At 64.8% G+C, this 25,163-nt stretch carries 26 protein-coding genes and 1 pseudogene; 9 read left to right on the top strand and 18 right to left on the bottom strand.

Features of this window, described 5'->3' with window-relative positions; genetic code table 11:
• Nucleotides 1-40 precede the first annotated feature (40 nt).
• The 6 genes from AC1DMA_RS29320 to AC1DMA_RS29295 all read right to left on the bottom strand — a co-directional run bounded on the left by AC1DMA_RS29320 (nt 41) and on the right by AC1DMA_RS29295 (nt 8,573).
• On the bottom strand, nt 41-5,263 hold the full coding sequence (locus AC1DMA_RS29320; protein ID WP_478146354.1) for an amino acid adenylation domain-containing protein: 5,223 nt from the start codon (nt 5,261-5,263) through the stop codon (nt 41-43).
• A 186-nt stretch (nt 5,264-5,449) separates the two neighbouring features.
• Nucleotides 5,450-5,908, bottom strand: coding sequence for a hypothetical protein (locus AC1DMA_RS29315; protein ID WP_478128783.1), 459 nt, complete (start codon nt 5,906-5,908; stop codon nt 5,450-5,452).
• 109 nt (nt 5,909-6,017) lie between these two features.
• The gene (locus AC1DMA_RS29310; RefSeq protein ID WP_478146353.1) at nt 6,018-6,983 is read right to left on the bottom strand and encodes a DHHA1 domain-containing protein; all 966 of its coding nucleotides are present in this window, start codon (nt 6,981-6,983) and stop codon (nt 6,018-6,020) included.
• 162 nt (nt 6,984-7,145) lie between these two features.
• Entirely contained in the window at nt 7,146-8,066 is a 921-nt protein-coding gene (locus AC1DMA_RS29305; RefSeq protein ID WP_478128781.1) for a quinone oxidoreductase family protein, read from the bottom strand.
• A 49-nt stretch (nt 8,067-8,115) separates the two neighbouring features.
• On the bottom strand, nt 8,116-8,244 hold the full coding sequence (locus AC1DMA_RS29300; RefSeq protein WP_478128780.1) for a hypothetical protein: 129 nt from the start codon (nt 8,242-8,244) through the stop codon (nt 8,116-8,118).
• A gap of 47 nt (nt 8,245-8,291) precedes the next feature.
• Nucleotides 8,292-8,573, bottom strand: a complete 282-nt coding sequence (locus AC1DMA_RS29295) for a hypothetical protein (protein ID WP_478146352.1) — start codon at nt 8,571-8,573, stop codon at nt 8,292-8,294.
• Here AC1DMA_RS29295 and AC1DMA_RS29290 point away from each other — a divergent pair.
• The 4 genes and pseudogenes from AC1DMA_RS29290 to AC1DMA_RS29275 form a co-directional block, all read left to right on the top strand.
• Nucleotides 8,548-9,027, top strand: a pseudogene (locus tag AC1DMA_RS29290) (FAD-dependent monooxygenase); the annotation flags it as partial. The gene AC1DMA_RS29295 and the pseudogene AC1DMA_RS29290 sit on opposite strands and share 26 nt — an antisense overlap.
• 50 nt (nt 9,028-9,077) lie before the next feature.
• On the top strand, nt 9,078-9,716 hold the full coding sequence (locus tag AC1DMA_RS29285; RefSeq protein WP_478146351.1) for an aromatic-ring hydroxylase C-terminal domain-containing protein: 639 nt from the start codon (nt 9,078-9,080) through the stop codon (nt 9,714-9,716).
• A 22-nt stretch (nt 9,717-9,738) separates the two neighbouring features.
• On the top strand, nt 9,739-10,746 hold the full coding sequence (locus tag AC1DMA_RS29280) for a VOC family protein (protein WP_478146350.1): 1,008 nt from the start codon (nt 9,739-9,741) through the stop codon (nt 10,744-10,746).
• Between the two features lie 184 nt (nt 10,747-10,930).
• Nucleotides 10,931-11,479 (top strand): MFS transporter, encoded by a 549-nt coding sequence (locus tag AC1DMA_RS29275; RefSeq protein WP_478146349.1) that lies wholly within the window; start codon nt 10,931-10,933, stop codon nt 11,477-11,479.
• On the opposite strand, the gene AC1DMA_RS29270 is transcribed toward AC1DMA_RS29275, so the two are convergent.
• The 12 genes from AC1DMA_RS29270 to nac form a co-directional block, all read right to left on the bottom strand.
• Nucleotides 11,396-12,238 (bottom strand): ABC transporter substrate-binding protein, encoded by an 843-nt coding sequence (locus tag AC1DMA_RS29270; RefSeq protein ID WP_478128775.1) that lies wholly within the window; start codon nt 12,236-12,238, stop codon nt 11,396-11,398. The two genes, AC1DMA_RS29275 and AC1DMA_RS29270, sit on opposite strands and share 84 nt — an antisense overlap.
• Before the next feature lie 50 nt (nt 12,239-12,288).
• Complete coding sequence (locus AC1DMA_RS29265) at nt 12,289-13,023, bottom strand: amino acid ABC transporter ATP-binding protein (RefSeq protein ID WP_478128808.1); 735 nt, start codon at nt 13,021-13,023, stop codon at nt 12,289-12,291.
• A gap of 102 nt (nt 13,024-13,125) precedes the next feature.
• Nucleotides 13,126-13,881, bottom strand: a complete 756-nt coding sequence (locus tag AC1DMA_RS29260; protein WP_478128774.1) for an amino acid ABC transporter permease — start codon at nt 13,879-13,881, stop codon at nt 13,126-13,128.
• 5 nt (nt 13,882-13,886) lie between these two features.
• The gene (locus AC1DMA_RS29255) at nt 13,887-14,588 is read right to left on the bottom strand and encodes an amino acid ABC transporter permease (protein ID WP_478128773.1); all 702 of its coding nucleotides are present in this window, start codon (nt 14,586-14,588) and stop codon (nt 13,887-13,889) included.
• Between the two features lie 29 nt (nt 14,589-14,617).
• Nucleotides 14,618-15,370 carry an SDR family oxidoreductase gene (locus AC1DMA_RS29250; RefSeq protein WP_478128772.1) on the bottom strand — a complete coding sequence of 251 codons (753 nt, stop codon included), beginning with the start codon at nt 15,368-15,370 and terminating at the stop codon, nt 14,618-14,620.
• Between the two features lie 207 nt (nt 15,371-15,577).
• Entirely contained in the window at nt 15,578-16,342 is a 765-nt protein-coding gene (locus tag AC1DMA_RS29245) for a LamB/YcsF family protein (RefSeq protein WP_478146348.1), read from the bottom strand.
• Nucleotides 16,343-16,359: 17 nt separating this feature from the next.
• Nucleotides 16,360-16,737: an acetyl-CoA carboxylase biotin carboxyl carrier protein gene (locus AC1DMA_RS29240; RefSeq protein WP_478128770.1), complete on the bottom strand. Its 378-nt coding sequence runs from the start codon at nt 16,735-16,737 to the stop codon at nt 16,360-16,362.
• A complete protein-coding gene (locus AC1DMA_RS29235; RefSeq protein ID WP_478146347.1) occupies nt 16,734-17,723 on the bottom strand; it encodes a 5-oxoprolinase subunit C family protein in 990 nt (329 codons plus the stop codon). The genes AC1DMA_RS29240 and AC1DMA_RS29235 overlap by 4 nt, the downstream gene beginning before the upstream one ends.
• The gene (gene pxpB / locus AC1DMA_RS29230) at nt 17,720-18,358 is read right to left on the bottom strand and encodes a 5-oxoprolinase subunit PxpB (RefSeq protein ID WP_478128807.1); all 639 of its coding nucleotides are present in this window, start codon (nt 18,356-18,358) and stop codon (nt 17,720-17,722) included. The genes AC1DMA_RS29235 and pxpB overlap by 4 nt, the downstream gene beginning before the upstream one ends.
• Nucleotides 18,359-18,387: 29 nt before the next feature.
• Entirely contained in the window at nt 18,388-19,740 is a 1,353-nt protein-coding gene (gene accC, locus AC1DMA_RS29225; protein ID WP_478128768.1) for an acetyl-CoA carboxylase biotin carboxylase subunit, read from the bottom strand.
• Nucleotides 19,741-19,747: 7 nt separating this feature from the next.
• Nucleotides 19,748-20,227 carry an acetyl-CoA carboxylase biotin carboxyl carrier protein gene (locus AC1DMA_RS29220; protein ID WP_478146346.1) on the bottom strand — a complete coding sequence of 160 codons (480 nt, stop codon included), beginning with the start codon at nt 20,225-20,227 and terminating at the stop codon, nt 19,748-19,750.
• Between the two features lie 135 nt (nt 20,228-20,362).
• On the bottom strand, nt 20,363-21,301 hold the full coding sequence (gene nac / locus AC1DMA_RS29215) for a nitrogen assimilation transcriptional regulator NAC (RefSeq protein ID WP_478146345.1): 939 nt from the start codon (nt 21,299-21,301) through the stop codon (nt 20,363-20,365).
• Nucleotides 21,302-21,459: 158 nt separating this feature from the next.
• Here nac and AC1DMA_RS29210 point away from each other — a divergent pair, with 158 nt between their 5' ends.
• The 5 genes from AC1DMA_RS29210 to AC1DMA_RS29190 form a co-directional block, all read left to right on the top strand.
• Nucleotides 21,460-22,668: an aspartate transaminase gene (locus AC1DMA_RS29210; protein WP_478146344.1), complete on the top strand. Its 1,209-nt coding sequence runs from the start codon at nt 21,460-21,462 to the stop codon at nt 22,666-22,668.
• Between the two features lie 48 nt (nt 22,669-22,716).
• Nucleotides 22,717-23,388, top strand: coding sequence for an RraA family protein (locus AC1DMA_RS29205; protein ID WP_478146343.1), 672 nt, complete (start codon nt 22,717-22,719; stop codon nt 23,386-23,388).
• Between the two features lie 11 nt (nt 23,389-23,399).
• Nucleotides 23,400-24,395: a 2-hydroxyacid dehydrogenase gene (locus tag AC1DMA_RS29200; protein WP_478146342.1), complete on the top strand. Its 996-nt coding sequence runs from the start codon at nt 23,400-23,402 to the stop codon at nt 24,393-24,395.
• A gap of 3 nt (nt 24,396-24,398) precedes the next feature.
• Nucleotides 24,399-24,938, top strand: a complete 540-nt coding sequence (locus AC1DMA_RS29195; RefSeq protein ID WP_478146341.1) for a gluconokinase — start codon at nt 24,399-24,401, stop codon at nt 24,936-24,938.
• Nucleotides 24,913-25,163, top strand: a 251-nt coding sequence (locus tag AC1DMA_RS29190) for an SDR family NAD(P)-dependent oxidoreductase (protein ID WP_478146340.1), incomplete at its 3' end; no start/stop codon positions are given. The genes AC1DMA_RS29195 and AC1DMA_RS29190, both read left to right, overlap by 26 nt.

Below are 25,163 nucleotides of genomic sequence, written 5' to 3'. Positions count from 1 at the left end.
GGTCAATGAGGCCGAGCGCGGATCATTGCGTTCATTGCGTTCATTGCCTCGCCAGGTTTTCTTTTCGCGCGATCTGGCCAAGCGTCTCATACACCAGGCGGATGGGTGCGATGTTCCAGCCCAGGCGTTCGCGAATGCGCAGCACCGCGCGCATGGCCAGCAACGAGTGGCCTCCCAGGTCGAAGAAATTGTCCGCGGGCGAGATGTCTTCCTGGCCAAGCAGGTCGGACCAGATTTCAGCAATGGCGATTTCTTCGGGTGTCGGCAACCGATCGCTGGGTTGCTGCGATGCCGCCCCCGCATCGCTGGCGGGCTTTGGCAGCGCGCTGCGGTCGATTTTGCCGTTTGGAAGCAGCGGCAGTTGGTCCAGGCAGACGAAGTGCTGCGGCAGCATGTAGTCCGGCAGGCGCTCGCGAAGAAACTGCCGTAGCGCGGCCGGATCGGTCCCCTGTGTGTGCGTTACGCAATAGGCAACCAGTCGGACATCGTCTTCGCCTTCGGAGCGCGTGTGGACCACGCACTCGCGAACCGAAGGGTGTGCCGACAAAGCCGCCTCGATCTCGCCCAGCTCGATGCGAAAGCCGCGCACCTTCACCTGATGATCCAGCCGGCCCATGTGTTCGAGCACGCCGTCGTGGCGCCATCGAACCAGGTCGCCCGTACGGTACAGGCGCGCGCCGGGTTGGTCGCTCCAGTGATCGGGCACGAAGCGCTCGGCCGTCAATTGATCGCGCCGGTGGTAGCCCAGCGCGACACCCATTCCGCCAATGCATGCTTCACCAGGCGCACCGATGGCACACGGCTGGCCAAGCGAGTCGAGCACCCACACAGAGGTGTTGCCGATTGGGCGGCCGATGCTGATGCCCTGCTCTGGCGACTGCACCTGCCAGCACGTCGACCACACGGTGGTTTCGGTCGGGCCATACATGTTCCACAGCGCCGTGCTGCGTTCCATGAGTTGCTCGGCCAAGGCGGGCTGCAGCGGCTCGCCGCCGATGAGCGCGCGAAAGCCCGGCCCACCGGTCCAGCCGGTGTCGACGAGCGCGCGCCAGGCCGACGGCGTGGCCTGCATCACGGTGGCCTCATGGCGCTCCAGCAGTTCGCGCAATTGCGTCGGGTCACCGACCTGCTCCCGGCTCGCCACGATGACCTGCGCGCCCACTGCAAGCGGCAGCAGGAGTTCGAGCACCGCGATGTCGAACGACAGGGTGGTCACCGCAACCAGCCGATCGCTCTCGAGCAGTCCTGGCTCACGCGCCATGGCCACCAGGAAATTGACCACGGCCCGGTGCGGCAACGCGACGCCCTTGGGTTGGCCCGTTGAGCCCGACGTGTAGATGATGTAGGCCGCATCCAGCGGCTGGGCATCCAGCGCCGCATCCGGCGCCAGCGCGAGGGTCGATGCATCGGCCGTTCCGAAGGCATTCGGGTCGAGCAATGGCACATCGACGCCGTCGAAAGGTGCGGCCAGAGTCTGCGGGACCAGGATGGCGGAAAGGTCCGCGTCCTTGGCCATATAGCCAATGCGGGCCGCAGGAAAGGTTGGGTCCAGCGGAACATAGGCTGCGCCCGACTTCAGCACGCCGAGCAGCGCCACCAGCATGCAGGCGTCGCGCGGCAGGCTGAGCCCGACGCGGTGCCCCCGCGCGATGCCACGCGCACGCAGCGCGCGGGCAAGCATGTTCGATTGCGCCTCGAGTTCGCCGTAGCTCATCTCGCGCCCGGACGCATCCACCACGGCGACCTTGTCGCGCCATGCTTCGCTGGCCGTGCGCAGATGCCGATGCAAGACCTGCTGCTCTGGCAGCGCCATCTGCGTGGCGTTCCAGTTGTTGCGAAGCAGGGCCAGTTGAGCCGGAGCAACCACCGAGTAGGCGGACAACGGCCGCTCCGGGTCGGCCAGCACCTGTTCGATCAGGGCAATGAAGTTCTCCAGCATGCGCTCGGCGGTGACACCCGCATAGAGCTCGGTCGAGTATTCGAGGTGGATGCGGTGCGCGAACTCGGTGTCGATGTGAATCGAAAAATCGAACTGCGATGCCGTGCGCTCGTGCTCGAATTCCTCGTAGCTGAAGTCGACGGGCTCCAGTCCGCCCACCGGCGCATTGAGCACATTGAACAGGACGCGCACCAGACCTTCGGATTGCGTCATTCCGCCCTGCCCCAAGGCTTCCACGAGTTCGTCGTAAGGCGCGTCCTGGTTGGCATAGGCCTCGAGCGCCGTGTCGCGCACGCGCCGCACCAGTTGCAGGAAGCCGGGGTCGCCGGAGAGATCCGTGCGCATCACCAGAGTGTTGACGAGCGTTCCGACCAACTGCTCGGTGGCCAGATGGTGACGGTTGGCGATGGGCGTGCCCACGGCGATGTCGGTCGTGCCCGCTTGCCGTGAGAGCATGAGCTTGAAAGCCGCCAGCAGCATCACGAACGGCGTCACGCTGTGCCGTGAGCAGAAATCACGTACTGCTTCGCGCAGCCGCAAGGGCAATGCGGCCGAGACTTTCGCGCCTTGGTAGGCGCCCTGCTGGGGCCGCGCAAAGTCGATCGGCAGCGACATCGGCTCCAGGCCGCGCAGGCGATCGAGCCAATAGTCCATCTGGCGCTGGCGCTGCAACACCATCTGCGGCGAGCGCTGCCACACGGCATAGTCGGCGTACTCGATGGGCATGGGGGCAAGCCGGGGCTCGCGACCGTCGCGCAACGCCGAGTAGAGAGCAAGCATCTCGCGCATGAGCACCGCCATCGACCAGTTGTCAGTGATCGCATGGTGCATGAGCCAGAGAAACACGTGGTCGTCCGCGCCCAGCCGCAGCAGCGTCACCCGGTGAAGCGGCGGCTGTGCCAGATCGAACGGCGTGGCCGCGCGCTCGCGCAACAGCGCACGGGCAGTGGCCAATCGTTCGCCGGGCTGCAGCGCCTGGAGATCGATGTGCTCCACCTGCACTGGAAAGCTCGGCAGGATCAACTGGACCGGCTCGCTGCCCTCCATCCTGAAGTAGGTGCGCAAGCCCTCGTGGCGCTCGACCAACCGTTCGGCCACTCGCTGGAAGAGCCCATGGTCGAGCGGCCCTCGCAGCCGAAGCGAGACTTCGACGTTGTACGCGACGGAGGCCGGGTTGAACTGCTGGATCACCCACATGCGCCGCTGCGAAAGCGAGACGGGCAGCGGCTGGCCCCGCGGTACGGTGACGATGGTCGCGGCCGCCGCGGGCGCATCGTCTCGCATCGCCTCCGCGACACGGGCAGCCAGCGCTGCGACCGTGGCGTGCTCGAAGAGCGCCTCCAGGGGCAGCAGCACGCCCAGCCGATCGTGAAGTCGCGATGCGACCTGCGACATCATGAGCGAATTGCCACCGAGTTCGGCAAAGGTTTCGAGCACGCCGAACGCGCTGGTGCCTAGCACCTCTTGCCAGATGTCCCACACGGCCTGCTCGCCGGCATCGCGCGGCGCAACCTGCGCTGTCCCGCGGCCCTGCCGCTCCACCGCCAGCAGGTCGAGTTCGCCGGCCAGCCACGCTTGGCGGGTCGACTGGCGCTGGACCTTTCCGCTGGACGTGCGAGGCAGGACGCCGGCCCGAACCACCGCCACCGCTTCAATGGGCACCTCATGCGCCTGCGCCACTGCCCGGCGCACTGCGCGCGCAATGTCTGCAGCGTCTGCGCTGGCGGCAAGACGCTCGATTTCGAGCACGACCACGACGGCCTCGCCCTGATCGCCCTGCTCGCCTTCAATCCCGCCTTCAACGCCGAAGGCCGTGCTGAAGCCCGCGCGAATCGCGGGATGAGCCAGCTCGGCCGTTTGTTCGATGTCCTGCGGATAGTGGTTCTCGCCGCGGATGACGATGAGATCCTTGTGCCGGCCGGTCACGAACAGTTCGCCGTGATCGACAAAGCCCAGGTCCCCGGTGCGCAGCCATGGGCCCGGTCCGTCGGCCAGCGTGGCGCCGAAGACGGCGCGCGACTGCTCGGGCTGACGCCAGTACGCCTCCGCGACTGCGGGCGAGCGCACCCAGATCTCGCCAACGCGATCTGCCGGACAACGCATGCGAGTGTCCGTGGCAACGATCGCCACTTCTGTGTCCCGCAGAGGCGCTCCGCAGCTGACAAGCGTGCGCGTCGTGCCATCTGCAACGAACTGCTTGCGCACCTGGTGCGTCTGCAAAGCCGCAGCGTTCAGGTGGAGCAGTCTCGGAGGCTTGTCGTGCGCGACGCAAGTCACACCGAGCACCGATTCGGCCAACCCGTACCCTGGCGAGAACGACGCGGGCCGCAAACCTGCCGGCGCACAAGCCTGCAAAAAACGCTGCACCGTACCGGGACGGATCGGCTCGGCGCCGCAACTGAGCGACACCACAGTGGACAGATCGCCGCCATAAGGCTGCCCCGCCAAGTGGCGCAGACAGGTGGCATAGGCGGAATCCGGCGCGCCGCTGTGTGTGATTCGCAAAGCGCCGAGCGCGTCCAGCCAACGCAGGGGCCGGCGCAAGAAGGTCAAGGGCGACATCAGCCAACTGGCGATGCCGAGTTCCATCGGCGCCAGGACGCCGAACATCAGTCCGTAGTCGTGAAACTGCGGCAGCCACGTGAGTACCCTGCTCTGGGCGTCTGCGCCGCTGGCGACGATCAGAGCGCGTGCATTGGCAAGCGCGTTGCCATGGGTGATGCACACGCCGCGCGGCGCCAAGGTCGATCCTGAGGTGTATTGCAGATAGGCGAGTGTGTCGGGCGCCACGGGCCCCTCGGGCGCTTCGGCTGGCGGCAGGGCCATGAGTTCACCGGGCGTGAGCCAGCGCGCGTGGGCGGCGTCTTGCGGGCCGAGCAGATCGCCCGCGGATTGGCGGATCGATTCACCGATCAAGACGAGGCTTGCACCCGCGTCGTCCACGATGAGACGCAGACGCGGACCTGCGCGCAGCAGCCGGATCGGATCGGGCGGCGGAACAGGTACGGCCACACGGCCGGTCAGCATGCAGGCCCAGAAGGCGCGCACGAAGTCCAGCCTGGTCGGCAAGGCGAGCAACACCCGGTCGCCCGGCTGCGTGACCGTGACAAGACGTGCGGCCATCGCGCGTGACTGCTCGCCCAGTTCAGCGTAGGTCAGGCTTTCGGCCGTCGTCAGGTCGTCTCGCAGCACCGCGTAGGCTGGACGATTGCCGCCGCCAGCGCATCGGGCTTCGAAGAGCGAGGCCAGGGTGCCGGATGAGACCACCTGCTGCCCGCTGTTTCGGGAAGGGACGCCTTGAATCAAGAGAAGTCGAGCGGTCATTGATCGCGAACTGCGACAGTGGCAGATGTGGGTGCACTGCACAAAAGATTAGTCGGACGCATGATAGTGACGCCTGCATCCGCTCTGCGCCCCTTGCGGCGGGACGGTCGCAAGTCCTACAAAAGTCGACAACCACCACTGACTCGGACGCCCCGTTTACGCTAACGCCGACCTCGATACCCGGCCTTAATCCGCATAGCGCAGAAAGACAGGCGTCACTTCCCGCAAGAACTTCACCTCGTCCGGCGAAATGATTCGCGGCTCGACGTCGAAATGGATGAAGGTTCCATACGGCGTGCCATCGCTGCGGGTGAGCAAGCGTCCGTAATAGGACTCGATGAGACCGGCATGGGGATGGTCCGCCAACGCCAGATCCTTGGAGGCGTGGCTCGTCATGAATTGCCCCTTCTCGATCGCGAACCTGCAAAGGCTCTTGCTGAGCGGAACGACTTTCAGCCACGTGCGGTATTCGGCGCTCCGGTCGAACACATGCGCCGCGCGCATTGTGTCGCCGTCCAGCTTGTAAAGGCCGGTGTACCGATATTCGGTCCGGTCGTTGAGCATTGCCAACGCACGGTGAATTCCGTGAGTCGCAAGGACATTGCGAACCGCGTCGGCTTGCACGGACAAGTCAATCTCAAGCATGGAGGAGTCTTGGAAAGGAGGGCAGAAGGACTGGCGCCGCCAGTGGCTGCGGATTATTGGCGCGGGCGACAAAACCCCGCCCTGGCGGGGGCACTCGGTGGCCGTGACCTCAGCACCCTTGGCTCGCCGGAGGCGGCTCGTTCCACCGCTTTCGGGCAAAGGCTTCGACGAAGCGGGGTAGCTCTTCCAGCGCCAGGCCGTCGATGCCTGCGGCTCGCGCTCGGCCTCCGCCGCCGAATTCGCGGCACAACTCATGCGCTCCCCACGGCGAGGCCAGCGGTGCGCGGACGCTCACGGCATACCCCTGCCCCTGCGCTTTCAGCACTGCGTGCGCGCGCTCGGGCTCGGCGTTCGCGAGTTCGTTGGCAAAGCAGCCGAGCACGCGCCGGCTCCAGGGCGCATCGGGCAGCAGGTGCGCACTGGCGAGCGCACCCTCGCACAGCGGAGGCACCACGAAAGCCTGCCGGAGATCCCTGCGGCGCATCGCATCGATCTCGTCGACGACAGGCTCGTGCGCCAGCATGTCACGCGGGTCCTCATAGCGCACCATGACTTCATACAAGCGCCGCGGCGCGATGCACACGTCGCGCTCGTCGTCGCCATAGGCGTTGTAGTTGATGGCCTCGCCGAGCCGCTGAAGCAGCGCATGGTCCCCGGTGTCGAAGCCGGTGCCTGGCGACAGTCGCTCGACGGTCATCGACAGGTTGTCTCCATACGCGCCCACCATGGCCCAGGCACGATAAGCGCCGTCGAGATGCCGATCGACGAGCAGGCTGGTGCAGACGTCGCTCGCGCAATCGATGTGCGATTCAAGCAGCCGGTGGTCGGGAATGCGCTTGACCACATGGTGATCGAAGTAGCGCACGCGAACGCCGGCACCCAGCAGGCGAAGCAGGTCGGCGCTGTTGCGCTCCATCGAAAGATCGAACACGTTGACTTCATCACCGGGCTCGGCGTCCACCTGCGCGAGCAAGGCGATGTCATGCTTCAGGCCGGTCAACAGAGTCGCCGGCGAGGGATCGTGCCAGTGCCATTGCACGGCCGCACAGAGGCCGTCCGCGTCACCGTTGCACACGTCGATGCGTCGCGGGCTTTGTAGGTTTCTCGGTTGACCTGGAACGTGCAAGCGAATCCTTTCAATCAAGGACTTGACCGAAGCCGCCGTCATGAGCATACGCACAGCGCGCGAGCGGTCAAGCACCCGACGCGCGCGAGGGCCCTGCCGCGGACCTGAGAACTAGGGCACCAGAATGGCCGACCCCGGGCGACGGCGGGCCGCGATGTCCTGGTGCGCCCGGGCTGCTTCGGTCAGCGGATACCGGGTGATGTCGATCTGCCCAAAAGTACCGGCGCGAAGCGCATCGAAGACGGCTTTCGTCGCCTCGGCACGCGCGTCACCCTTCAGGTGCTGCGCCATTGGGCCGCCCGTCAACTTGACGCCACGCGCCGCGAGCGCAGAAGCTTCGATGTCCGGGGCGCCCGAGGCCGCGCCGATGTTGACGATCGTGCCCCCTTCGCGAACGGCCTGTGCCGATGCTTGAAAGGTCGCCCTCCCCACGAACTCGTAGACGACGTCCACGCCTCGCGGCGCGATCGCGCGAACCTGCGCCGCCAGGTCTTGATCGCTTGAGACGAGCGCGTGGTCTACATCCGGCCGCAGCGCGTCACGCTTATTCGCGCCAGCCGTGCCGATGACGGTCGCACCTCTGGCTTTGGCCCAGCGCGACAGCAACAGGCCGACGCTGCTGGAGGCGCCTTGCACAAGGATCGTTTCGCCCGGCTGGAGCCTATGGAATCCGTTCAAGGCGGTCCAGGCGGTCAGGCCTTTGGTCAACACGGCGGCGGCCTCTTCCGTCGATACATCCTCGGGGAGGCTCACCAGCGCTTCGGCCTCGATCAGCCGCTCGGCTGCATAGCTGCCCGGCGACAGGAAATAAGCCACGCGGTCGCCAACGCCAAACTCGCTGACACCAGGACCCACTGCCTTGACGACGCCGGCGCCTTCGACGCCGGGGACTGAAGGCAATGCAACCGGATAGATCCCTTGGCGAAAGATCGTGTCGATGAAGTTGATGCCGATGGCCTCGTGCCGCAGATGCACCTGGCCTGGCCCTGGATCGCCAACCGTGGCTTTCCACTTGGAGGACTTCGGGTCCACCGTATGCGTGAAAACGAATGACTGTGCTCATGGCTGACTTTCCTGGTTTCTAGTGGACGAGTAGTGCAAGGCCGTATGCGATGAGTGCCGCCACGAACGGAACCACAAGGCACGGAAGAATGAACAACGCGGCGCCGAGCTTCTCGTGGTGCGTTTCGACAAGTCTCCAAAGCTTCATTTCGGTCTCCTGTGATGAGTCAAGCCTGCACACACGCGTCGCCTGGTCTAACGCAGGCGACCCTCCGCGCGAAGCCGCCTGCCGATTCGAGCGATCTCCGCCTCGCCTTCCTGGAGAGCTGCGCGCGACGTGTGAACGGAGTAGTAGCCCAGCACCAGGTCGTGCGGATGCGGGACCGCCGATCCGAGGATGAAATCGGTCATGCCGTCCGCCGTGAACGCCAGCGCATCTTCCGATGGCTCGAAGACACCGAGTTCATCCTGCAGGCGCTCTCCGGACACCTGCAAGGCGCCTTCAAGCGCGATGTGCAACATCCCGCCGCACGTCATGGAGCCGATCCTGCTCGATGTGGCGCGCGAACTCGGGGGCAAGTTCCTCTTCAATACCGAGCTGGTTTCGATGACGCAGACCGATGATGCCGTTCGGTCCATCTGCCGTGACCGGCTCAGTGGCGAAGAGTTCGAGGTCGTGTCTCGCTATGCGATCGGATCAGACGGCGACAACAGTGTGGTCGCAAGTTCCATGGGTTTCGAGATGGAAGGAGAGATGGGCCTGGGCGCGGCACTGAACGTCTGGATCGAAGCGGATCTCACTCCCTACGTAGCCCATCGGCCCGGAGTCCTCTACAGGATCACTCAACCGGGCAATGACTACTTCGTGGGCAGCGGAACCTACATCTGCGTGAAGCCCTTCACCGAGTGGGTGATGGTCTCGATGTACGACCCCGCCGCCGGGGAACCCGACTTGAGCGAGCAAGCCCTCATCGCCCGGGCCCGCGCAACCATCGGTAGTGACGACGTGGCCATCCACATCAAGGGCGTATCGAAAAAAACATGCGCCCGATTTCCAGGGCACTCGGATTCGCACCGGGGCAGACTGAAGCCGAAGGCTGGGCCAATCTCGACGAGCTATTCAGCGACACGGCGCGCGGCCGCGAGCGGCGTGATGCACTGCGCGATGCGGTCGATCTGCAGAACTATCAGTTCAACTGCCACGGTGTGGAACTCGGCCAGATGTACGACTCCGGCGCAGTCGTTCCGGACGGGCGCGTGCGCCCTCCCCCGGTGCGAGACAGCGAGCTCTACTACACGGCCACGACGCAGCCGGGCGCCAGCCTTCCGCATGCGTGGCTCCAGCAGGGGCACTCGCGGGTATCGACCCTGGACCTGGTTGGAAACGGCCGCTTCACCCTGCTGACCGGGGTCGGCGGCGAAGAGTGGCGCATCGCGGCTGCGGCAGTCGCCCGGCGCCTGGGCATCGACCTCGACGTCCATTCCATCGGCGGACCGAACTGCGACGCCCATGACGTCGACGGACGCTGGCACAAGGTCTCCGAACTGTCGGATACCGGCTGCGTGCTCGTGCGCCCGGATCGCCACATCGCCTGGCGAGAGCGGGACATGCCTGACAAGCCTGCCGAAAGGCTCGAACTGGCGATGCGCACCGTGCTCGCATTGCCAACACACCCCTGACACCACCCCCAAGGAGACCGCCATGTCGTGGAACATCGCTGACGAGTCACGCTTCGGAATTCACTCCATCGACCATTTCGCCCTCGAAGTGCCTTCGCTGCCGGAGGCCGAGGCATTCTTCTCGAGCTTTGGACTGCGGGTTGCCAAGCGGCAGCAAAGTCTCGAGCTCAGCGCGCAAGGCCACTCGCACACCTGGGCGCGCATTCACGAGGGGGCTCGCAAGCGACTGGCTTACCTGAGCCTCAACTGCTTCGCGGAAGAGTTCGAAGGCTTGTGTTCCCAACTGCAACGTGCTGGTGCGCGTCCTGCGATAGGGTTGCCCTATGTGGATCGCATAGGCACATGGTTTCTCGATCCGGACGGGAACCTGCTTCAGCTCAAGATCGGACCCAAAACAACCCCCTCGGGCCTGGCGCCCATTGAAGGGATTGCCCGGCGCGCCGGTCAGCGTGGCTCGCAGTCCCGCGCAGGCGCCAGTCGAGTACACCCTGGACGCCTGTCGCACGTCGTCCTGTTCACATCGAGCGTCGACATGTCCCTCGCGTTCTATCGCAACGCCTTGGGGTTGCGCCTGTCGGACCGCTCGGGCAATGCCGTCGCCTTCACACACGCGCGACACGGCAGCGACCATCACCTCATCGCATTCGCCGCAGGCGGCGCCAAAGGCTGGCACCACAGTGCATGGGACGTGGCCAGCGTCGACGAGGTGGGCGCTGGTGCAGAGCAGATGCGCAAGGCGGGCTACACGCAAGGCTGGGGTACCGGCCGTCACGTTCTCGGCTCCAACTACTTTCACTACGTGCGAGACCCCTGGGGATCGTTCGCCGAGTACTCCGCCGAGATGGACTTCGTTCCGAGCGGCACGCTATGGCCCGCCGCGGACCACCCGCCCGAAGACTCCATGTACCTCTGGGGTCCGCAGCTGCCGGCGGACTTCGTGAACAACAACGAGTTCGTCGCATCGCGCGGCGCATCCGCATCCGCATCCGAGATTCGCAACTCCCAACTCAACCGCAAGGAAGCCAGATGATCCCGATTCCAACCATCGCAGCCGCCGCCACGCCCGCAGCCTCCGACTCGGATTCCGATCGGCCCAAAGGCTATGAATGGGATCTTTCTGCTTGTCGCGGTTCCCGGACTCATTGTGGCGATGCTGTCGCAGAAGGTCCTGCGCCAGTCTTCGCCGCGCCAGATCGCCGCTCACAGCATGACGCATGACGCATGACGCCGGGCAGCATTGCTGGCACGAGGTCTTCAGGTACCGCAACGTGCCACTCGCGGTCCTCTGTCAGTTGTTCTGGCCGACCTGCATCGTCGTTGTCGCGGCACTCTTTCCAAGCTATCTCGTCGACTATCTGCACCTCGGCATGGACCAGATGGGCTTTGTGCTGTCTTCGCTTGGTTTCGGGGGAGCGATCGGCGCGTTGACTTTGCCGGCGCTGTCGGACCGCATCGGCCGAAAGCCCGTCATGCTTCTGTCAGCAGTAGGTGCCTTCGTATCGTTCTGGATCTTCCTGCGCACGGGAGCGGAAACGACAACGTTGTTTTTCTGCCTGTTGATTGCAATGGGATGCCTCTGCAGTCTGTTGACGCTGACCGTCGGCCCGATCACTGCCGAGGCGGAGGGCTCTGACCTCGAACGCCTTGCGCCTTATGCGGGGAAGGCTGAACTTCGACAGTCAAGGAAGAAGCTCGAACTTCAGGTCGGAAAGTGGTGTGACCTTTTCCTCGCGAGTCATCTTGTACTCGGTGTTCGGGCCTAGCCATTTGTTCCAGATTTTGTCCAACTCGCCCTTCTTCTCCAACGAATAGAGCGCTTCATTCACCTTGGCCAGCAGCACGGGCTCGTCCTTCTTCATTCCGACACCGACGGGCTGGAAGACCATCGGCTCCTTGATCATCTTGAGTGCGACGCCCTCGCTCTTCGACTGATTGACCAGTTTCGTGATGGTCATGGTGTTTGCCACCATGCCTTGCGACTTGTTCTGCTGGACGGCCATGAAAGCGGACCCGGTATCCTGGAACGTCACCGGGTCGGAACCATTCATCTTGATCGAGAGCTCCGATGTCGAGCCTTTGGTCGAGCTCAAGCGCTTGCCCTTGAAGTCGGCCTTGGTCGTGCCTGGGTCCGAAGCCTTCACCGCCAGCATTTCCTTCGCGACGTAGTACGGATCGCTGAACTGAATCTGCTCGCCACGACTCTTCGTATAGGCCAGGTTGGCAATGGTCACGTCAACCCGGCCGAGCTTGACCTCCGGCACCCGCGCTTCAACCGACAACGGAGTGACCTTGGCCGTCAGACCGAGTTCCTTCGCGATCGCGTTGCAGAGGTCAACGTCATGACCCACCATCTCGCGCGTCTTGGGGTCCGGCGCTGCGAAGGGCGGCACGTCGGCGAAGGTGCCGCATTTGAGTTCCTTGCGCGCACTGATCTCGGCCCACTGGTCGGCTTGTGCCGCGAGCGAGCATGCGCAGAGGACCGCGGTGAGAGCGGCATGACGGGTGACGTTGGTTTTGGGCATGGAAACTCCTGGAAGATGTTCAGGCGTGAAAGAGCGAATAGGTCCGGCGGTCAATGCGCACGCAGGTCAGACAGGAAGCGCTGTGCGCGCGGATGCTGGGGCCGGGTGAAAAAGGTTTCCGGGTCGGCCTTTTCGAGGATGCGGCCGGCGTCCATGAACCAGACCCGGTCAGCCACCTCGCGCGCGAAGTTCATCTCATGGGTGACGCACATCATGGTCATGCCGTCATTGGCCAGACTTCGCATGACCGAGAGCACCTCTCCCACCATCTCCGGGTCGAGCGCACTGGTCGGCTCGTCGAAGAGCATCGCGGGCGGCTCCATCGCGAGGGCGCGGGCGATCGCGACGCGTTGCTGCTGACCGCCAGACAGTTGCGCTGGATATGAATTGGCCTTGTTCGACAGGCCCACGCGCTCCAGCAACTGGCCGGCCCGGACTTTGGCATCACTGCGCCTGACACCCAGCACGCGCACGGGAGAAAGCACGATGTTGTCGAGCACGGAGAGATGCGGGAAAAGGTTGAAACTCTGAAAGACGAAGCCAATGCGGCTGCGCAGCTTGTTGAGTGCATTGCCGCTCATCGGCGCATGGATGTCATGGCCGTCGAAGAGCAACTGGCCGGACCTGATTTCCTCGAGCCGGTTGACCGTGCGGATGAGGGTCGACTTACCGGAGCCCGAAGGACCGCAGACCACGACCACCTCCCCCTTCTTGACCTCGGCGTTCACATCCGTCAGGGCCTGGTACTCGCCATACCATTTGTTGATGTTCGAAAACAGAATCATGGTGTCGTCCTCGCCCGGCGGTTTGAGCTCAGCAGCTTTGTGTTCAAGAGAATCCATGGTTTTGTCTCCGTTTGGCATAGGGTTCACCGTCGAATCGCGGTGTCACGGATTGGCTGCTACCGAGGGCAGCGGCGGGTCGTCTTCCGAAGTGGCGGGGGTTGTCGTTCCAAGGCGCTTGTGGGCGACGCGCCGCTCGAGCCATTGCGCGAGTTGCGTGAGGCTGAAGCACACCACGTAGTAGGTCATCGCGAGGATGAAGAAGACCTGGAACGGCTTGGTCAGCAGCTGGTTGTTGATCTGGTTCGCCGCAAAGGTGAGTTCCTGCACGTTGATGACATAGCCCAACGTGGTCTCCTTGATGGTGGAGATGAACTGGCTGAGCATGCTCGGGAGCATGTTGTAGAGGGCTTGGGGCAGGATCACGAAAGCCATGGTGCCCAGGTGGCTGTGGCCCAGCGCGCGGGCTGTTTCCGTCTGTCCCTTGGGGAGGGCCTGGATGCCGGCGCGGACCACTTCCGACAAATACGCGCCTTCATAGATAACCAGCGTGCACAGCATGGTCGTGAAGCCAGAGATCTCCGTTCCGGTCAGAAGCGGCAGAAGGAAGTAGACCCACAGGATGACCATCAGCAGAGGCACACCGCGCACGACGTACACGAGCACAGTGGTAGGCCAGCGCAGCGCGCGCCAGGGAGACAGGCGTGCCAGCGCGAGCGCCACCGATACAGGAAACGCCAGCACAATGCCGAGCACCGAGAGAATGAGGGTGGCGCATATCCCCCCCAGCGGCCCGTTCGGATATTGACCTACCAGAAGCAGCAGCCAGTTGTCGCGCAGGATGTCGAAGATGCCGAACATGTGCCTTACCTCGCCGCGGCAGTGCGATAGTGCCGCGAGATCGCCGCGCCGACGGCCATGATCAGCAGCGAGACCAGCAGATACATCACCGTCGCGAGGCTGTAGGTCTCAAAGGTACGGAAGCTCTGGCTCTCGATCTCCTTGACCGCGTGGGTCAGTTCCGCCACGCCGATGGCCATCGCAAGGCTGCTGTTCTTGAACAGCGACACGCTGTGGTTCACGAGCGCGGGTACGGCGTTGCGCACCGCCTGTGGCAGCAAGACATGCCGCATTGCACCGAAGTAGCCATGGCCGAGTGCACGCGCTGCCTCCGATTGTCCCGGCGCAATCGCACGCAGCCCCGAACGCATGTCTTCGCTGAAGTAGGCCGCCTGGCAAAGGCCCAGCGCGACCACCGAAATGAGTGCCTCTGCGTTGTTGTTTGACAGCCAGGCCTGAACGGCGTCAGGCAACAGGCTGAAGATGCCGAAGTACCAGAGCATCAGCTGCACCAGCGTCGGCACGTTGCGGTGGTAAGACACATAGGCTGCTACCACGCGCTCCGCCACGCGGTTGGTGCCGAGACGGACCACCAGCAGAAGGATGGCCATCGACATCGCGAGCAGCCATGAGCCGAGTGCGATCTTCAGGGTCAGCGCCAATCCATGCAGGAGCATGGCGCCGAAATCGGGCTTCAGCAGGATGGCGAAGAGGTCGAAGTCCTTCATGAGGTCCTCTCGTTGGACAGGCGGCTTGGTCAGGCCCGCACCATCTCCGGCTTGGCGGTGGAAAGGCCGCCGGGTACCTGCAGCGTGGGCGTGATCTCCATGTGGCCGATGTTCACAGCGACAGGTGCCGCGATCGCGAAAGCAATGGCGCTGGCGATGTCCGGGGCCTCTGGCAATTCGTAGCCATCGACGAAGCGCTTGCGCGTCTCCTCGGAGTCGCCATGAACGTGCGCGAAGATATCCGTAGCGACCCGCCCCGGGCAGATCTCGGTCACGCGCACTCGCTTGCCGAAGCAGTCCACGCGCAACTGGCTCGATAGCATGCTGACGGCGGCCTTCGTCGCGTGGTAGGTACTGTTGCCGCCAAAGTTGTAGGCGGCGGCGATCGAACTGATGTTGACGACGTGACCGTTGTCGCGGGCCACCATGCCCGGAACGACGAGGCGGCAGAGATGCAGCACGGCGCGCAGGTTGACGTCCACCAGGAGGTCGATTCCTTCGGCATCGGCCGTCAGGATCGAGCCAGGGCGATCGACGCCGGCGTTGTTCACGAGCACATCGAACTTGACCTCCTTCGTGAGCCTGGTCACGCCTTCCAGGTCGCTCACGTCGATCGCGTGAGGGATGCAGCCCGTGCGCGCGGCGAGTTCCTTGAGCTTGTCGCCGCTCCGGGCCAACGCGTGGACCTCCAGGCCTTCCTTGCGAAGGCGCTCGACGACTGCGGCGCCGATGCCGGAGGAGGCCCCTGTCACGAGGGCGGTCTTGTAATCGGAGAAGGGCATGGGATCACTTTCTTTCTGAAGAGGGGCGACCTGTTTGACCGTGGCTATTTGGCCCTTTTTCGTCGGCTTGAATTCACTGTATCGACCGCACGTCGGTCGCGCCAAGACGGATTGGCTGTGGAGAGATAAGCCACTCTTATGTCGCCCTCGAAGGGTGCAGGTGGGCTTAGGGAAAGCACCATGTCCGTGCCGTTTCAACGGGCTGCGTCAAGCAGACTGGCGCGAGATCGGAACGACGCAACCGTGCGCCTCGACCACCTCGCGCACCCCGCGCGCGAGGGTCACTGCGCCCGGGGTGTCGCCGTGGACCAGGATGGAGTGCACGCGCATCGGTATCTTGTTGCCGGTATAGGTGGTGACGGTCCCCTCTTCCAGCAATTGACGCACACGAGCCAACACCTGATCCGTGTCGTGGATCACCGAGTTCGGCAGCTTGCGTGGGACCAGCAGGCCAGTGTCATCACAGGCGCGATCGGCCAGGAAAGTAGTGCGGATACGCAGCCCACAGCGATCCGCCGCATCCTCGATGGCCCGGCTGGCCGAAGAACTGATCGTGAGCGACGAATCGAAGTCCGCCACCGCCCGCACCAGCGGCGCCGCGAGTTCCGCATCCGCCGCCGCCATGTTGCCGAGCGCGCCGTGAAAGCTCATGTGCGTCATGCGGTGCCCGACGGTGCGTGCGATGCCGGCCAGAGCACCGAGCTGGTAGACGACCGCCGCGACGAGTTCGCGCGTGTCCATCTGGATGGCCCGGCGGCCGAAACCGACCAGGTCCGGAAAGCCGACGTGCGCGCCGACGTCGACGCCGCGCTCCAGTGCGGTGCGCACGGTGCGGTCCATCGTCTGCGGGTCGCCTGCATGGAAGCCGCAAGCGACGTTCGCGGATGAGACGATGCCCAGTAGAGCCTCGTCATCGCCCATGCGCCAGCAGCCGAATCCCTCCCCGAGGTCTGCGTTCAGGTCCATGTCCATGAGAGCGTCCTTGGATGTCAGAGGGGGTGCAGGTCGACCAGTGCAGCGCCATAGCCCACTGTTGCGCCATCCTCCACGCGCAGCGCGGCGACGGTGCCGGCTCTGGAGGCGGTCACCGGCAACAGAAGAACGCCGATGCGCAGCAGTCCCAGCGTCTTCCCGGCGTGTACGTGCGTGCCGGCGCGCACGAATGGCGCCGAGGCGCAAGGGTGTGCATGAAGGAACACTCCGACCGAAGCGGAAGTCACGGTGTCCAGAGGCGGCGCATCATCGTTGCGTTGACCGCCGTTCCCCAGCCGCACGGTCGCCTCCGGCATACGCAACTCGAGAAAGCCGATGCCGTACGCCGCCATCCAGCGGGCGATCTGGTGCAGTTCGTCGGGCGCCTTCTTCACGCGGCGACTCCCGTTGGCGCGGTGCGTTGCAGCGCCACCATGCGCGCCACCTTCGCGAGCCAGCCTTCCTTCTCATCGAGCGCGGCCACAGCCTCTTCCCAGGTGGTCTCGATGAAGCGAATTCGGCTGCCGATCGGCGCCTGGCCCAGACGCCATAGATCGGCTTCGATCACCGCGCCAAATTTAGGGTAGCCGCCCGATGGTTGTGCATCTCGCATCTGGATGATGGGTTGACCGCTGTGAGGCACCTGGATCACGCCCGGAACGATGCCATGCGAACGCAATTCCATCGGCGCGAGCGGCCTCAACTCGGCGCCGGACAGCCGGTATCCGTAGCGGTCACTCTGGGCCGTGATGCGCCACTCGCCGGCCCAAAAAGCCTCGCGCGACGTCGCCTCGAAACCCAGGTACTCGGCGCCAGGAAGCACCCGCAGTGCGACTTTTCCGTCGCGTTGCTGAGGCAAGGCGATGGATGGCGGCACCAGCCCGAAGCCGGTGCGGCAGGCGCGCTTCGGATCGGCGGCCCGCAGGACGTCTCCCTTGCGCAGCGCCCGGCCCGCATGGCCGCCGAAGGCGCCACGCAGCTGCGTGCTTCGAGATCCAAGCACCTCCGGCACGTCGATTCCGCCCGGCAGGCACAGCACGGCGCGGCTCGCCCGCTGATTACCCTGCGGGACGCCCAGCGTCAGCACCTGACCGGCGCGTGCATGGTGCGACCACCACGGAAGCAGCGATTCGGCATCCAGCTTTGCGCCCCAATCCGCGCCGGTCAACGCAAAGATGCTGTCTTCGGCGAAGCGAACCTTGAATGGAAAGACAGGGATCTCGATGCCCGCGGCACCCGGGTCATTGCCCAGCAGCAGGTTGCCCGCGGCCAAGGCCAGATCGTCCATGGCGCCGGCCGTACCGACGCCAAAGCGCAGGCTGCCCACGCGCCCAAGGTCCTGCACGGTCGCGAGCGCCGCATTGGAAAGTATTTCGATCATGCGTCTATCCCTTCGACAAGAAATCGAATGCGGTCACCCGGCTGCAGCGTGGCTGGCGGGTTTCGCCCCGGGTCGAAGAAGCTCATGGTGGTGCTTCCGATGGTGTTCCAGCCGCTCGGGCCCGCCGACGCCGAAACCCCGGTCTGTGCGCCGCCGATCGATACCGCGCCGCCCGGAATGCTGAGCACCGGCACCTGGCGCCGCGGCGTTGCAATCCGAGGATCCATGCCGCCGAGATAGCAGTAGCCCGGATGGCTGCCAAGCGCGTACACCAAGTACAGCGGCGCGCTGTGCAACTCCACGATCTCCTCGACAGACAATCCCGTGTGCGCAACGACGTCCCCCATGTGTGGGCCGGCCATACCTCCATAGCGCACCGGCAACTCGACGATGCGGCCCTCGCGGGTGAGCGGCGTGACGGCTTCCCACGAAGCCGCCAGGCGTGCCTTCAGCTCGTCAAGCACGCGCGGCGGACGAACGAAGCTCAGCATCAAGTTGTTCATGCCGGGGACCGCCTCGCGCACCTCGGGCCATGCGGCCACCTCCTGCGCGAGTGCCCAGATGCGCTGCTGTGAACCAAGCTCCATCGCGCCGGGCGCTTCGAAGAGCAGCGCAGTGGTGCCGAGCGGGCTCATCGTTGGAGCCGATCCAGATGTCGAGAGGGTCACTGCGTGCTCCTGCGCTGCAGCCAGCGCTCGAGGTGGTGGATGTCGACCCCCCCGGTGACGAAGCCGTCATCCTGAAGGAGCGCGCGATGCAGCGCTACGTTGGTTGCGATGCCCTCGACTTCCAGTTCGCTCAGCGCGAGCCGCATGCGGTCAAGCGCGTCCTCGCGGCTCGCGCCGTGCACGATCAACTTGCCGATCATCGAGTCGTAGTACGGTGGAACGCGATAGCCCACCCCCGCGTGCGAATCGAAGCGCACGCCAAAGCCTCCCGGCACGCGCCAGCCCGTGATGCGTCCCGGTGACGGAGCGAAGCTGTTGGGGTCCTCCGCATTGATGCGGCATTCGATCGAATGTCCCGCACAAAGGACGTCGGCCTGCGTGATCGTCAATCGCTCGCCGCGCGCCATTCGCAGCTGTTGCTGCACGATGTCGATGCCGGTGGTCATCTCGGTCACCGGGTGCTCGACTTGCAGCCTGGTGTTCATCTCGATGAAATAGAAGGCGCCCTTCTCGTAGAGAAACTCGAAAGTGCCGACGCCGCAGTAGCCGATCTGCCGGCAGGCCGCCGCGCAACTCTCCCCGACCTCCGCCATCAGCGCCTCGTCGATCCCCGGTGCTGGGGCCTCCTCGATCACCTTCTGGTGCCGACGCTGGAGGGAGCAGTCCCGGCTTCCGAGCCAGATGGCGTGACCATGCCTGTCGGCAAGCACCTGGATCTCGACGTGCCGCGGATGCAGCAGGAACTTCTCGATATAGACCTCCGGATTGCCGAAGGCGCGCCGTGCCTCCTCCCGTGTGAGCGCGAGCGCCTCCAGCAGCTCGCCCTCCTCCCGCACCACGCGCATGCCCCGACCGCCTCCCCCGCCGGCCGCCTTGACGATCACCGGGTAGCCGACTTCGAGTGCAAGTGCTCGGACGGCCTGAGGATCGTCGGGCAGTCCATCATCGGGCCCCGGAACGCAGGGCACGCCGGCGCGTCGCATTGCGCGCTTTGCCGACACCTTGTCGCCCATCACCCGAATGCAGGCGGCGCTCGGTCCGACAAACTGAAGTCCGGCCTGCTCGACTTTTTCCACGAAGCCCGCGTTCTCCGAAAGAAAGCCGTAGCCGGGATGGATCGCCTGCGCTCCGCTCACCTCCGCCGCATAGAGCAGCGCCGATTGATTGAGGTAGCTATGGCCAGGACTGGCCGGCCCGATACACAGCGCCTGGTCTGCCTGTTGCACATAAACGGCGTCGCTATCGGCCTCGGAATGCGCGACCACGGTCTTGATGCCGAGGCCGTGACAGGCGCGCAAGATACGCAATGCGATTTCGCCACGGTTTGCAATGAGAACGGTGTCAAACATGGCGACCTCAGGCCAAGCGAAACAAGCGCTGGCCGGCTTCGACCTCCTGGCCCGAATGCACGAGCACTTCGGCGATGGTCGCGTCGGTCTCTGCCCGAACTTCGTTGAAGACCTTCATCGCCTCGATCACGCACAGCGTGTGCCCCGCCAGCACCGATTGCCCCAGCTTCACGAACAAGGGCTCACCCGGCGCGGGCTGGAGATGAATTACGCCGTAAAGCGGCGCGAGGCACTCGATGGGGCTCGCGCCCGAGCCGTCGCCCGACGGGTCTGCTCGAGGCAGCCCGCCGTGATCATCGCGGCGGTCGTTCGCCTTTCCAGGCGCGTCCGCAGAATCCCCATCGACGACCGGATTGAGCGGGGTCAAAGAGTTCGAAGTCGCTTGCTTCACGAGCCGCAGCGTGCATCCGTCTTCGCTGTACTCCAGCTCCGACAGCTCCGATGCCGCCAATGCCTCGATGAGGATCCGAATTTGTTCCTGGTTCATGCCGGACCCGCCGAATCACGGCGGGATCTCCTTGGTGGCCGACGCATTCCGCGAACACGTGACGGCAGACATGAAAGGTAGCCCGCGAAGGCTGCAAAGCCAAAGACGGATTGACTGTGCCGGGATAAGGCCCGCTTATGACGCCGTGGCGATCGGCGGTCCGCCGTTCGCAACGGCGTTGCTCGACAGCTCCGTGACCAACTCCAGCAGAATGTCCTTCACTGCCTGGGCAGGCTCGGACAGCGGCAGGTGGTCCGACTGGCACAGCGCCAGAGGCGCCTCGATCACAGGGTCGACGATCTGGAACTGCCAGGCACCACACGCGGCCACCACCTCGCGGGCCATCGAGGCGGGCAGGATCGTGGCACCCAGTCCATCGGCCACGGCCGCAGTCAACGTGAAGGCCGACTCGATCTCTGCCGCAATGCGCGGCGCGCCGCCGATCCTGCTGAAGGCCGCATCGACCAGCTTGCGTACCACGTTGTAGGGACGCGGCAGGAACAGCTCCATCTCCCGCAGATCAGCCAGCCGGACCGGCTGAGCCGGCGCCGGGATCGACGCCGGCCCGACCAGATACAGCGGCTCCTTGAGCAGCGGCAGGAAGGTCAGCCCGTGGATAGCCTTGTCACCATAGAGCACGGCCAGGTCCATGCGGCCGTTCATGATCAGCTCGCTCAGCGTGGTGCCGTAGTTCTCATTGAGGTAGAGCAGGATGCCCGGGTGGCGCGCACGAACGGTGCGCAGCAGGGGCAGCGAGAGCGCCGCCGCCGCGGTGCCCGGAGCAAGACCGACCGACACCTGGCCCGAGACGCCCTGCCCCGCGGCCTCCATGTCGGTTTGCGCCTGCTCGCACTGGCGCAGGATGATCTGTGCATGGCGGTACAGCACCTTGCCCGCCTCGGTCGGGGTCACCCCTCGCTTCGTACGCACCAGCAGTTGCTGCCGCACCTCGCCCTCGAGCGTGGCCAGTTGCTGGCTCAGCGCCGGTTGGGCGATGAAAAGCACCTCGGCGGCCTGGGTCAGGCTGCCAATGTCCACAATCTTGACAAAGTACTTGAGTCGCCGCAGGTTCACGCCGGCCTCCGAAGCAAAAGTCGAGCCTAGCACTGGCGAAGCGAGGGGGTCATCAGGGGGTTCCATAAGCTCTCCCTATACGACCAGAGCGATCTCGTCTTGGCGTCGAAAGCGCGATCTGCGTACCGTAGGGTCCTGCCATCCCACTCCAGGAAGTCATGACCACCTCCCGCATTGCACAGCGCGTACGGCGCATCAAGCCCTCGCCCAGCACCTCCGCCGCCGATCGCGCCAACGAGCTGCGTCGCCAAGGTAAATCCATCGTCAACCTGGTCGTCGGCGAGCCGGACTTCGACACGCCGCTGCACATCCGCCAGGCAGCGGCCGCAGCGATGAACAAGGGCGCCACGCGCTACACGCTGATGGCAGGAACGGTCGAGCTGCGGCAGGCGATCGCAGGCAAGCTCCAGCGTGAAAACAGCTTGACCTATGCGATGAACGAGATCATCGCCACCAATGGCGCCAAGAGCGCGATCTTCAATGCCTTCGCGATCACGCTGGAGGCGGGCGATGAGGTCATCGTGCCTGCGCCCTACTGGGTCTCCTACCCGGACATGGTTCTGGCTTGCGATGGCAAGCCGGTGATCGTCGCTTGCCCCGAGGTCAACGGTTTCAAGCTCACGCCCGCTCAACTGGAGGGCGCCATCACTGCGCGCACACGCTGGCTGCTCATCAATTCCCCGAGCAATCCGACCGGCGCGGCCTACACCGCCGACGAATACCGCGCACTGGCCGATGTGCTGGTGCGCCATCCACACGTCATGGTGATGACCGATGACATCTACGAGCACATCCGCTTCGACGGCGAGACGACGCCACATGTCCTGGCTGTGGCACCCGAGTTGCGGGATCGCACGCTGGTGGTGAACGGCGTCTCGAAAACCTATGCAATGACCGGCTGGCGCATCGGCTACGTGGCCGGTCCCGCCGACCTGATTCGCGCGATGGACACGCTGTTGTCGCAGTCGACCGGCAACTGCTGCTCGATCAGCCAGGCCGCCGCGGCCGCCGCGATGAACGGGGACCAGTCGTTCGTTGCCGAGAGCGTTGCTGTGTACAAGCAGCGCCGGGATCGAACGCTCGCGCTGATCAACGCGATCCCCGGCCTGAGCTGCGCCACGCCGCCTGGCGCGTTCTACCTGTACATCAACTGCTCGGGCTTGATTGACAAGACCACACCGGCCGGCAAGAAGTTGAGCGAAGACGGCGATGTCGTCATGTATCTGCTGGAAAGCGCCGGGGTCGCCACCGTCGCCGGCACAGCGTACGGCCTCTCACCTTACTTCCGGCTGTCTATCGCAACCTCCATCGACATCCTGGAAGAAGGGTGCTCACGGATTGCCCGTGCGGTCGCCGAGCTGCACTGAACACGTCGCGCGCTGTCCCGCCATCCAACCAAGAACCCGCGAAGCACCATGCCATACCAAGCCATCCGCAAGAACCCGTCGGCCGCGCAGGTCGATCCCGAGATCCTCGAGGCCCTGCGCGAGATCCCCGTCGCCGCGCTGAGCGACAACATGCATCGCAACATCGGCACCACCGGTCTCATCCCTTACCACCGTCCTGTCGCGCAGACCATGGCGGGCACTGCCGTCACCGCGCGCTCGCGCGGTGGCGACAACCTGACCTATCTGCGTGCGCTCGAGTTCTGCCGGCCCGGCGATGTGCTGGTCATCGACGCCGGGGGCATCCTCAACAACGCCGTTGTCGGCGGCATCCTGTCCTTCTACGCAGCCCATATCGGCGTCCGGGGGGTCGTCGTGGATGGCGCGATCCGTGATGTGGCCGAGATCCGCGAACGCGAGTTTCCGGTTTACGCGCGCGGCATCACCCATCGTGGCCCCTACAAGGACGGCCCCGGAGAGATCAACGTTCCTGTGTCGGTGGGCGGCATGGTGGTCAATCCGGGCGACATCGTGGTGGGTGACCAGGACGGCTTGATGGCGTTTTCGCCGGAAGAGGCCGAACTGCTCATCAAGAAAGCGCGTGCCCATCTGGACACCGAAGCAGAGACGATCCGCGCCATGAAGGAAGGCCGCTGGGACCGGTCGTTCATCGATGCGCTCGAGGCGCGCTGCCCGAACTGAGGGAAAAGACAATGCGACCCTCCATTCTTCTGACCAGGGCCACCTTTCCCGACATTGCAGACCGCCTCCGGACGCACTTCGAGGTCGAGGACAACCCCGAGGACACCATCTGGAGCGCCGATGAACTGAATCGCCGACTCCAGGGCAAACATGGCGTGATGAGCACTGGCAGCGAGCGCATCGACGCCACGTTGCTGGACGCCTGTCCCCAACTCAAGGCCGTCTGCAATGTCGGCGTGGGCTACAACAACGTGGATGTCGCCGCCTGCACGGCACGGGGCGTGCTGGTGACCAACACGCCCGACGTGCTGACCGAAACCACCGCCGATTACGGGTTCGCCCTGATGATGGCGACCGCGCGCCGCATTGGAGAGTCCGAGCGCTTCCTGCGCCGCGGCGAGTGGACCAAGACCGGTATCTACGACATGTTCGTCGGTGGCGACGTGCATGGCGCCACGCTGGGCATCCTCGGGATGGGGCGGATCGGACAGGCGATTGCGCGCCGAGGCGCAGCCGGGTTCGGCATGAACGTGATCTATCACAATCGTTCGCGCCTGCCCGAAGCGCTCGAAGCCAAAAGCGCGGCCCGGTATGTCGACAGGCAGACACTGCTGAAAGAGGCGGACCACCTCGTGCTCGTGGTGCCCTACTCCTCCGCGTCCCACCACGCGATCGGCGCTGCCGAGCTGTCGCTGATGAAGCGCTCCGCGACCCTTACCAACATCGCACGCGGGGGCATCGTCGATGACGCTGCATTGGCGCAAGCACTGCGAGATGGCACGATCGCCGCAGCAGGCCTGGACGTGTTCGAGGGCGAGCCCGGCATCCATCCCGATCTCCTTGCCGTGCCAAACGTCGTACTGACCCCGCACATCGGCAGCGCCTCGGTACGCACGCGTCATGCCATGGCGGCACTCACGGCGGACAACCTGATCGCCGCGCTCGGCTTCGGCCCGGCCGCCGGGCGCCCATTGACGCCCGTCAACCCGCAAGTCCTGGAAAACTGAACGATGCCGCACAAGCTACTCGTCATGGGCGTGGCAGGTTGTGGCAAGTCGAGCGTCGCCGCGTCGCTGGCGCGCGCCCTGCAAGGCCGGCTCATCGAGGGCGACGACTACCACCTGCCGGAGAGCCAGGAGAAGATGCGGCGAGGCATTGCCCTCGAGGACCGTGACAGGGACCCATGGATCGCCAAGCTCGGTTCGCTGATGTCCGCGGCTTCCGACCACACGGTGCTCACCTGCTCCGCGCTCAAGCGCAGCTACCGCGAACGCCTGCGCAGCGCCGAGCCGGCAATGAAGATTGTCTTCCTCGAAATCAGCCGCGAAGCATCCAAGGCCCGCGTCGCTGCGCGCCCGGCGCATCTGTTCCCGGCCAGTCTCGTGGACAACCAGTTCCAAGTGCTCGAGCCGCCCGTCGGCGAGCCCGGCGTGTTCCGGACAGATGCATTGCAGCCGATTCAGGCGCAGTGCGATGCCGTGCTGGGCTGGCTCGGCGAAACCCCCTTTCCTGTTGGAGATTCGTGTGCACTCCGTCCTCAAGTCGTTTGATCTCACCGGCCGAACCGCACTCCTCACCGGCTCCAGCGCCGGCATCGGATATGCACTCGCGCGAGGCCTGGCAGGGGCGGGCGCCCGCGTGATCCTCAATGCCCGTTCCCCTGACAAGCTGGAGAAGGCCGCAGCGCAATTGCGCGGCGAAGGCGGCACGGTCTTCACCGCGGCTTTCGACGTCAGCGATGGCAATGCCGTGAACGCTGCGGTCGAACGGATCGA

The sequence above is a fragment of the Variovorax sp. 05N34 genome (genome assembly GCF_056397405.1).
This window is presented reverse-complemented; position numbering and strand designations above follow the sequence as displayed.